The 10,588-nt window shown below is 40.0% G+C and carries 9 protein-coding genes; 3 read left to right on the top strand and 6 right to left on the bottom strand.

Annotated elements, in window-relative coordinates:
- A partial coding sequence (locus tag HMPREF9420_RS10490) for a DUF3408 domain-containing protein (protein ID WP_007135652.1) occupies positions 1-488 on the bottom strand: 488 nt, incomplete at its 3' end.
- On the bottom strand, positions 475-1,278 hold the full coding sequence (locus HMPREF9420_RS10485) for a division plane positioning ATPase MipZ (protein WP_007135651.1): 804 nt from the start codon (positions 1,276-1,278) through the stop codon (positions 475-477). The genes HMPREF9420_RS10485 and HMPREF9420_RS10490, both read right to left, overlap by 14 nt.
- Positions 1,279-1,869: 591 nt before the next feature.
- Here HMPREF9420_RS10485 and HMPREF9420_RS10480 point away from each other — a divergent pair.
- The 3 genes from HMPREF9420_RS10480 (at position 1,870) to mobC (ending at position 5,608) form a co-directional block, all read left to right on the top strand.
- The gene (locus tag HMPREF9420_RS10480) at positions 1,870-2,250 is read left to right on the top strand and encodes a plasmid mobilization protein (RefSeq protein ID WP_007135650.1); all 381 of its coding nucleotides are present in this window, start codon (positions 1,870-1,872) and stop codon (positions 2,248-2,250) included.
- Entirely contained in the window at positions 2,247-3,527 is a 1,281-nt protein-coding gene (gene mobB / locus HMPREF9420_RS10475) for a conjugal transfer protein MobB (protein ID WP_007135649.1), read from the top strand. Before HMPREF9420_RS10480 ends, mobB begins: the two co-directional genes overlap by 4 nt.
- Before the next feature lie 83 nt (positions 3,528-3,610).
- Complete coding sequence (gene mobC / locus HMPREF9420_RS10470) at positions 3,611-5,608, top strand: conjugal transfer protein MobC (protein WP_007135648.1); 1,998 nt, start codon at positions 3,611-3,613, stop codon at positions 5,606-5,608.
- 309 nt (positions 5,609-5,917) lie between these two features.
- On the opposite strand, the gene HMPREF9420_RS10465 is transcribed toward mobC, so the two are convergent.
- From HMPREF9420_RS10465 to HMPREF9420_RS10450, 4 genes are all read right to left on the bottom strand, one after another.
- Positions 5,918-7,246 (bottom strand): MFS transporter, encoded by a 1,329-nt coding sequence (locus HMPREF9420_RS10465; protein WP_007135647.1) that lies wholly within the window; start codon positions 7,244-7,246, stop codon positions 5,918-5,920.
- Positions 7,246-8,145, bottom strand: a complete 900-nt coding sequence (locus HMPREF9420_RS10460; RefSeq protein WP_007135646.1) for a glycerophosphodiester phosphodiesterase family protein — start codon at positions 8,143-8,145, stop codon at positions 7,246-7,248. The genes HMPREF9420_RS10465 and HMPREF9420_RS10460 overlap by 1 nt, the downstream gene beginning before the upstream one ends.
- Before the next feature lie 22 nt (positions 8,146-8,167).
- Positions 8,168-10,156, bottom strand: coding sequence for an RICIN domain-containing protein (locus HMPREF9420_RS10455; protein ID WP_007135645.1), 1,989 nt, complete (start codon positions 10,154-10,156; stop codon positions 8,168-8,170).
- Positions 10,157-10,159: 3 nt separating this feature from the next.
- Positions 10,160-10,588, bottom strand: a 429-nt coding sequence (locus HMPREF9420_RS10450) for a hypothetical protein (RefSeq protein WP_007135644.1), incomplete at its 5' end; no start/stop codon positions are given.

Here is a 10,588-nt window from a genome sequence, read left to right as displayed (position 1 = left end):
CCACTGTTGAGCAATTCCACATGTTCACGCAGGTGTTCCCTAAGAATGTTGTCTATATATGCGGCTATGGAAACACGCTCCCCCAAGTCCTGCAACACGTTGCGCAGGTTCTGCAGCGTTTCCAGATTAATGGAGAAGGCTGTCCGCATTTGGGAGCGGACGGGATGAAAGTACAGAGAACGGTAGTCCTCTATGGAAAGGGAGGACACGCCGGGCTTTTCCATTCTCGGTTTCCTTTCCCGTTTCTTTTCCGTGTTCCCCGTTTCCTCTCTTTCTATTTCATCTACCAGTTTTTCTTTTGCTGTTTTCGTTTCTTTCGTCTCTTCTAAATTATTGTCTTCCTCCCCTGATGTTGCTGGGGAGGACTCAGTATCCTCGGAAGGGTCGAAGGAGTTTGGTATCGTGACAGGTTTCACCACGACATTGTCCTCTGCCATTTTCTTCAGCTTGTTTTCCAGCTGTTGCTTTCTTTCCTCAATCGTTGCCATTTTCTGTTTTCGTTTTTAGTTTGAGACGTTGAATTATCTCATTAACGAGTTCGTCCAGCCCTGTACCCGTTCGTAATCCCCTTGCAGGGGGCTGATAGGTAGAGCGGAACACTCCGCGCAGTCCGTATGTGGAAAGTTCGTGAGAGAAGCGGTGCGTGGCATATACATAGCCGGGCAGGAGCGTGAGTTCGTATTCGTCGATGAGCTTTGTATATTCGTCGATGATGATGTTCCTTACTCTTCTGTCCACCTTGTTCCAGAACAGGATAATGTCCTTTATCCGGGAGTCGGACATCGAAACTCCAATCTCCGTGATAGTCTTGGCGTATGCCAGACATGAAACCAGCGACTGAATATCGGCTTCAATCGGAGAAAGGATATAGTCCATCTGAAGGGACAGTTCCATCAGTTCGGTTGTTCCAGCATGTCCCGGGAAATCAAATATAACCAACTGGTACTTCTCGTTGCTGATACCGTCGATTTTACTTCGTGCAGTCCTGACGGCTTCCTTGGGTGCAGACTTGTAAATTCTGTATGCTTTTTTGCCGAGGTGATGAAAGTACTCCTGCATGGATTTGGAAAGCTCTTCGCTCTCCTGAACGATACTTTTCTCACGTTCCCTCAGTTTGTAGAAAGAGTCTTGCGACAGGTCGCAGTCCATCACGAAGAGGTTGATGTCTTGCTCGTAGTACAATATGCTGCTTACGATTTCGGCAAGAGTACTTTTTCCCACTCCTCCCTTTTGGGAAGAGAAGCCCAGAAAAAGGGGGCGTTGTTCTTTGTTCTCCATAATGATAATTTCTTAGTTCATATTATTTGTCTATTTGATGTTTGGATATTCTCTCATTATTAAGAGTCATCAGCAGACAGTTTGCTCTGACTGCGTATGGTTCGGGCGATAGTCCAAAAGGACGATTTCAAGTTCTTACAATTTGTTGTATTGACAATAGTTTGTCATGACAATAAATTGTTATGAATATGTATTGTTCCTTCTTGTCATCTTTGGTGCAAGCAGGCGATAATATGATATATCTTTTGCTTGTATTATCATACCATTGTTCGCTCGTTCTGACTGCAAAATAAATGATATTTCTGCTGATTTTATTACAGCGATGAAGTGCAGGGAAATACGAGGAAAAAGAGTGAATATCTCTGATAATGAGATATTTGAAAATCTGCCGTAACTTTGTAGGCGAGAATAATACATGGAGGAAACGTCCCGAAGCAGACACCCCAAAAAGGTGGATGCTTCAATCGTATCAACTCTTGATATTGGCAAGGTGTGTCTTTGTCCGACAAACTCCGTTTCTGCCGATAAAGACCCTTGCCCCGAAAGGGAGATGAATTACTCCAAAGTCGTAATTAGATAAGGATAAAAACAATGAACGAAAAGATAGAACGATGGGACAGATGGGACACTCGTCTTCCCAACCCGAAAGACCAGCAAAGGGCGATTGATTTGTTCTATAAATCGGGAGCGGAAACCAAGTCGGATTTCGTGCGTGGTCGTATTCTTGGGGAGAGTTTTAAGGTCATCACGGTGGATAAATCCGCCGTGGAATACTACAGAAAGCTCTCTGAACTGACGGCGCAGATCCATAAGATTGGCGTGCTTTATAACCAGACAGTGCGTGCCATCAACAGCTATCACAGCGTAAAAACTGCACAGATACTGCTTGAAAAGTTAGAGCATTTATCGGATCAAATCATTGCCTTGCAGGAGCAGGCTATCAGTCTTACCATAGACTACCGCAAAAAATGATAGCGAAGATTTCTGCAACGGAAAACCTTGGAGGGGCAATCGGCTACAACTTCAAAAAGGTGGAGAAAGGGGAAGCAAGCATTCTCCTTGCCCAAGGCTTGTTTCAAAACAGAGAGGGAACTTATACGATGGCTGAAGTATTTGCTGATATGCAAGCAGTTATTCCAGAGAAATGCCGAACAAAAAAGATGGTGTTTCATTGCTCGCTCAATCCGCACCCAGACGAGAAACTCTCCAATGAAACACTTATGCAGATTGCAAGAGAGTATATGGAAGCACTTGGTTATGGCAAGCAACCCTATATTGTGTTCAAACACAACGACATCGCCCGTGAGCATATACACATCGTGTCGCTTCGAGTGGACGGAGAGGGACGAAAGATTAACGACAAGTTTGAGAAACGGCGGAGCAAGAAGATTACCGATGCCTTGGAAAAGAGGTTTGGTCTCATTCCAAGTTCAAAGGTCGCTGACAAAGCGGTGGAAGAAACGCCCAAAATTGATACTACACAAAGAAATATCAAGAAGCAGGTGGCAAGTGCTCTCCGCATAGTACTGAAACATTATCGTTTCTGCTCCTTGGGCGAGCTCAATGCCATTTTGAGCAAATATAACCTTGCCGTAGAAGAAGTAAAGACGGAGTTTCGGGGAAAGAAGTATGACGGACTGGTTTATGTTCCAACTGATGAAAAGGGCAACAAGGCAGGCACCCCTATCCACGCCTCGGACATCGGTCGTGGTGTGGGCTATACTGCCGTACAGAACAGGATGCAAAAATCAAAGCAAGCCATCAAGCCACTAGTACCGACTATAAGAGGCAAGGTGTTACAAGCTATGCGTACCTCTCCCAATACGGAGAAAGAATTTCGGCAAAGATTGGAGGAACAAGGCTTGCGTGTAGTAATCCGAAAGAATGATAATGGAAGAATTTACGGCATTACCTTTATTGATGATGAGCAGGGTGTTGCGCTCAATGGTTCTCGATTAGGTAAGGGATATGCCGCCAATATATTTAATACCTATTTCTCCAATCCTACGTACAACCCATTCTTGGATGAAATGCTGTATGGCAATCCGTCTGTTCGTTTAGAAGCATCGCCAACCGTTCAACCCTTGCAATCAGATACGGAGAACACCGACAATCTCATCGATGAACTAATCGAGGATATGGCAGATGGTTCTTTCCTACCTACGGGCAATGATGATTGGAAGGAAGCGGCTTGGCAACGTAAACTTCGCAGGCAAAGCAAAGTCAACCTCAGACAGAAGAAAAGATAGATAAAGTATTTCAAACTTTGTTTGAACAACATTCAAATGCAATTCAAATAACGATAATACAACAAATATTAAGCAATACGATTATGGCACAGGAAGATGATTTAAGGGCATTAGGTAAAGTCATGGACTTTATGAGGGGCATATCTGTGATATTCCTCCTCGTTAACTGTTATTGGTTCTGTTACGAGGCATTTCATGTCTGGGGTTTTACGCTTGGCATCATTGATAAAATTCTGATGAACTTCCAGCGCACCACGGGATTATTTTCGTCTATCCTTTGGACAAAACTCTTTTGTGTGGTATTCCTTGCTCTTTCCTGCCTGGGGACAAAGGGCGTGAAAGAGGAGAAAATCACATGGTCGAAGATTGGGACGGTGCTTTTCTCTGGCTTTGTCTTTTTCTTTCTCAACTGGTGGCTATTGGTATTGCCCATCGGCAAGATCGGGGTAGCTTCCCTCTATATATTTACGCTGTCCATTGGTTATATCTGCCTGCTGATGGGTGGCGTATGGATGAGCCGACTACTCAAAAACAACCTGATGGACGATGTGTTCAATACGGAGAATGAGAGCTTCATGCAGGAAACACGGTTGATGGAAAATGAATACTCCGTCAATCTTCCTACACGCTTCTACTATAAGAAGAAATGGAACAATGGTTGGATTAACGTGGTCAATCCCTTTCGTGCCTCAATGGTACTTGGAACACCGGGTTCGGGTAAGTCCTACGCTATCGTGAACAACTACATCAAGCAGCAGATAGAGAAAGGCTTTGCGATGTATATCTATGATTATAAGTTCCCAGACCTTTCCGAGATTGCTTATAATCACCTGCTTCATCATTTGGATGCCTACAAGGTAAAACCGCAGTTCTATGTAATTAACTTTGACGACCCTCGAAGAAGCCATCGTTGCAATCCCATCAATCCTGCCTTTATGACGGATATATCAGACGCATATGAGAGTGCCTACACCATCATGCTCAACTTGAACCGCTCGTGGATACAAAAACAGGGAGATTTCTTTGTAGAGTCACCGATTATCTTGCTGGCTGCCATCATCTGGTTCCTCAAAATCTATGAGGACGGGAAGTATTGCACCTTTCCCCATGCCATCGAATTTCTTAACCGTCCCTACGCACAGATATTCCCGATACTCACTTCCTACGATGAACTTGCCAACTACCTTTCTCCTTTTATGGACGCATGGGAGGGTGGCGCACAGGACCAGTTACAGGGGCAGATAGCCAGTGCTAAGATACCACTATCTCGTATGATAAGCCCTGCCCTTTATTGGGTGATGACGGGCGATGATTTCTCGCTCGACATCAACAACCCTGATGAGCCGAAAGTCCTTGTTGTGGGTAACAACCCCGACCGTCAAAATATCTATTCTGCGGCACTTGGTCTATATAACAGTCGTATCGTGAAGCTCATCAACAAGAAGAAGCAACTCAAATCATCAGTAATCATCGACGAGTTGCCTACCATATATTTCCGTGGACTTGATAATCTTATCGCTACTGCTCGAAGTAATAAAGTGGCAGTCTGCTTAGGCTTTCAGGACTTTTCACAGCTTACAAGAGACTATGGAGATAAGGAGAGCAAAGTAATACAGAACACTGTAGGTAACGTATTCTCCGGGCAAGTGGTAGGAGAAACAGCCAAGACGCTTTCCGAACGGTTTGGAAAGGTTCTTCAGCAACGGCAGTCTATGACCATCAACCGCAATGACAAGTCCACCTCTATCTCCACACAGATGGACTGCCTTATTCCAGCATCGAAAATCAGTAACCTTACACAAGGTATGTTCGTGGGTGCAGTGTCAGACAACTTCGATGAACGTATCGACCAAAAGATTTTTCATGCAGAGATAGTGGTGGATAGTGCCAAGATCTCTGCCGAGATGAAAGTATACCAACCCATCCCCATAATCGCAGACTTCATAAACGAAGATGGCTCCGACAATCTCAAAGAGACCATCGAAGCCAACTATAAACGGGTTAAACAAGATATATTATCCCTTGTTAGTTCTGAGATAGAACGAATAAAAAATAATCCACATCTTAGTCATTTGATATAGCCTATATAATACATACAAATATTAGCAAAGAATGTAAGACTATATTCGTTCAAAATCGTTTAGAGAGTCTCTTATTCCTCTAAAGGATAAAGAGAATAAGTCTTTTTACGCCTATTATTGTCATTTATACCCAACTTATAGAGGATATTCTTATCCCGAACTTGTATAATCAATAAAAGGTTTGCTATTCATTAGGTTTGTAATTATATTTAACAAAATGTAGATTTAAAATTGATTTAGGATGAAAACAAAAAATGCAAATAATTCAATAGTTTTGTTGTCATACAAATCATCTGTAATTCTTATATCTTAATTGTTATTAGCTTTTGCATTCCAAACAAGAAGAGTTAGAATGACAGACATCAATGCAGCCCCAATCCAAAAGTAATTGATATATGTAAAATCATATACTTCAGAACCATTTACAAAATGTTTATGACCCTCTATCAGCCATCCACTCATAATATCTTGAACACCAGCTCCAATATAACTGGCTACTCCAACGACACCGAGTGCAGCACCCGATGCGTTCTTTGGCGCCAAATCAACAGCCATCAGTCCACCGAGAAAACAAATCAATACACCAATACCCAGGCCAAAAAGTACCATTGCGATAACATCAATAATGAAATGTACACCAGGAACTAGAAGGAATAAACAAAGTGCAACAACATTGACTAATCCAAAGACTAAAGCAGGAATGTTTCTTGAGCCCCTAAAGAGTTTATCTGAAATTAGACCGGAAGCAATTGTTCCAACAATACCACATACAGAGCTAATAGATATAATAAAACTTGCGTCTAGTGTAGAATAGCCTTTCATCGTTTCAAGATAGAAAACGCCCCAGCTATTAACAGCATATCGGCTAATGTACATAAATGCAGAACCTAAAGCGAGTATCCATATTGCAGGATTACGTAAGACGGCTTTCTGGCTTTTATTGAAGTCTGGAGTCTTTTCTTTTGCCGTACCATGTTGACCTAACAAATAACCATATTTTTGTGGGGTATCTTTCATTCCCCATTGCATAACAAAAAAATAGGCTATACCAATTAATCCTGCACCGATTAGGGCATATCTCCAACCGAACTGTGTTGCAAGAATTGCTATACTAATAAATGTAATTGCTTCTCCCAAATTATGGCTTGCACTCCAAAAACCATAATAAGTTCCGCGATTGCTACTATCAAACCATCTTGTCAATGAAACAACACCCGATGTCGCTCCCATTGATTGGAAAAAGCCATTTATTCCCCATAAGATAGCAAAGAGTATAAATGAATTTGTAAAGCCCAGCACTAAATTGATAATTGCAGAGATCATTAGTCCTGTAGACATTAACTTTTTCACGTTAGCTCTATCTGCAATAAAACCATTACAAAGCTTACCAATTGCATAAGTGAAGAACAGACAAGAGCCTATAACTCCAATCTCTGTTTCTGTAAAAAGACCATCTTCAACCATAGGCTTGCGAATTACATTCATGCTCAAGCGACAAACGTAATATATACCATAACCTAATGTTGCGGTAAGGAATGATATAAGTCTGACACGCTTTAATCTATCCTTATCGTTTTCTGGAGTTTCAGCTGGAGATGGAATCTTATAATATGAATATAATTTTTTTATAAGTTTCATTAGTCATGCAGTTTACGAGAGCGAAGATAGGTAAGAAGGTATTGAGGTCTGTCTGTTTGTAACAAACGAGCTCCTAATTTATCAATCAAATATCCATAGCCTTTGTCCGGATCTTCCAAAGACATATCATCATCGTGCCCACCAGCCATAGTATCCCATAGTGTGTTATACCAAATTAGAGCCTTTCCTTTTAGCTTATTGGGTAACGTTGGAGGAATCGGATTTGAATCTAATTTAAATAACAATTCAAAAGCAACTGGATGCATATCACTGATAAACTTATCAATTTGTTCGATTGCGTTTGGTTTATCTATATCAATAATAGGCATATATATCACATCCTTAAGATAATCACCATACTGTTTTTTAACCTCTTCTGCTGATTTGGTTCCTTTCATGATAATCTGCTTTGTTGTACCTGTTTTTTTCATCAATTCATATACTTGATCAAAATACCTATCAGCTTTATCTAGATTTAACATCACTTTTCCTTTAGCATGAACTAGGGCTTCTTCAAGTGTTGGAACCCGGTGAATTGTTCTTATGTTACAACCATTCTTTAGGTGTAATGTGCGAATGTAAGCTAGTGTAGTATCTTTAATAAAGCCTTTTCCAGTTGTTGTTCTGTCTAATTTGGGGTCATGCATTAAAATCAGTTGTCCATCTTTTGTGCGCTGTACATCTATCTCAACTATATCAACGCCCATTTTGGCTGCATTATCAATTGCCTCTAGCGAATTCTCACAGAAATTACGCCAATCTCCACGGTGTGATGCAACAATTACAGAATGACTATCTCTGTTCAATAGTTTTTGTCGAATTAGTTCGGCACGATTCTGTGCAGACACACTTAAAATAGTAATAAATAAAAGAATGAAAAGTAAAAAATTCTTCTTCATAAGATTTTAATTTATAAATTAATTAATATATCATTTCTAACATCCAGACCGTAGAAGTCTCTGTCTCTTGAGTTAACTCTACTTGCGTTACTTTAAGATTTTCCCCAGGTTGAGGAAGTCTCTTTAAACACAAATATTTTCCACTATGAACATTTTTAATCCTAACTACATGCTCTGATGAAAGCGGTTCTATTACCCACAAAGAATGTCCTCGCTTATCTGTATCTCGAGAACTTTGCACGCTAAAAGCATCGGATTCTGTAGAACTCCCTTCTATATCCATAAATAAATTACTTCTCACGTTCTGTACAGCAACACCACCTGTTTCTTCAAAAATAAAAGTCCACCAATCGCTTGGATCTAAAGCTCTATCTTTTGCAATTAATGGAGCACCGATTGCTGTAGAAGATTTTTGAACACCTAAAATTTGTCCTGTCACAGAGTGACGAATACGATACATTCCTCCAAGTAACTCTTTTGGTCCATAAGAAAATTGATTTAATGACCAGTACATGGGCTCACCAATAGCTGTATTTTGTTGTATCGCAACATTTGCTTGTGAAGGATAGTAGAGATCTGGCTGTACGTAAGCATCTGAATTCAGATTTTTCAGCGTATGATAAATGCCAGCTTTTTTAATAATCCATTTAGAATTTCCAGAAACAGCCGTCTCCCATTGAACGATGGGGACTCTGTTTTCTAATTCCGCATTGTAGGTGACCATATACTCTTTCGTATCTACATTTTGTAATGTCACAAGTCCATTGGGCTGTTTTCTTACATACCATGTTGTATTTTGGAGTTTTGGAGAGGCTTGTATTAGTTCATGATAATTATAATCTATATATTTAGGAACGATGCAATGTTCACTATATTTATTTTTCAAGGTGTAAGTGCCTGACTCTATTTCTGCTTGTGGAAATTCTACTTTTTGGATTTTCCATTGAGAATTCTCACTTTGCCCAGTAAACCAGGTCCAGATTGTGGTACCATCGTATTTTGATGCATCCTTTACAACAGCAAATAAACCATGCTGTCGATTATGGAGGTTAAATTTATTCGTCCGACCAAGGGGATTATAGAAAAGCCACAAATTACAATCTGATGTATTTTCATTAATTAAAGGTATTCTTTCTGTAGATGCACAGCCCTTAATTGAAGCATCAAAAGATGTGAGTATATTCTTTAATCTCGCATTATATCCCGTAGGAATTCGTGATGGCATATATGTTGGAATCATCTCCCAGATATCAGCACATCCTTTTGTTTTCTGATCTCTTTGAACAATACTAATTCCTTCATGTGTAGCATTTTCATACAAACTAAAGTTCATACCACTATTAACATTTTCGAGCTTCAACCAACTAATCTGTGTTGGAGGTGGTGGAACTTCAACGCCGACTCCATAACCGAGATCACGTGCTGTAACAATATTTGGATAATAATCACGATTAGTTGCCATAGAAAGCAGATGATTCAGTGTTGTTGTTGTCCCCAATATCTCTTTTGTTTTCGTTGACATTATACCATAGAAAGTATACTCACATTGTTGATTACTTTCACTTCCCCTTTCCCATAATAAAATTCTACACCGCGTTTCATCAAATTCAAAAACAAGATGGTAATTTCGAAGAGGTTTTAATAGATTCGGAGTCCAACAATCTTGTATAAAATCATGAACTTCACTTCCAATCTCAACTTTTCGTTTGAGTTGCAGTTGCTGCCCATTTTGCACTAATTCAAAAGCTGGAGAAAATTTTTGATTTTCACTAACTCCAATTGCAAGAATCAAACCATTTACAGGAAGTTTGTGCGTCGAAAAATCTAAATCAAAACGTAGCCCTGCATTAATAGCACTCCCAGGTTGAATAGTTAAGTCTGAAGCATACCAAACGGCATAATTGTTATAGATATAGGCAGGTTTGTCAGAATAGCAATTATAAGAATAGAACCGGGCATTAACAGAACAAACACTCAATAAAAATAGAAATAAGACAAGTAACTTTTTCATAACCTAGAAATCGTTTGTTCGCAAAGTATATTTTGACTCCAAATTAAAAAGCTTTAGAAAGCTTCTATCTACATCTGGTCGATCAGTCACAATAATACCAGGTGCTGCATTTTGAGGAAGACTAAATAGAAATTCTAAATTCCCTCTTAGGTCTTGAATTTCGCCATAATTATTGGGATTAAAGTAATTACCACGTCCACCTGGAGCTCCATATATATTTGTCGGTATTGGATGAAAGACACCAGTTCTAAATCCTCTATCTTTTGTGTATTGAACTATACTTTTATTACCAAAATTTGGATTTGGCGTTAGTAGTGGATCAGAAGCTTTCTTATAAATCTGTTCTACAGCTATTAAAGATGGAAGATTATACCATGCATCGAGGTATTTCTTATCTGTAGCCATAGGAAAACTACCGCCAACAATGTTTAT

The organism is Segatella salivae DSM 15606 (genome assembly GCF_000185845.1).
In the GTDB taxonomy this organism is placed as follows: Bacteria; Bacteroidota; Bacteroidia; order Bacteroidales; family Bacteroidaceae; genus Prevotella; species Prevotella salivae.
This window is presented reverse-complemented; position numbering and strand designations above follow the sequence as displayed.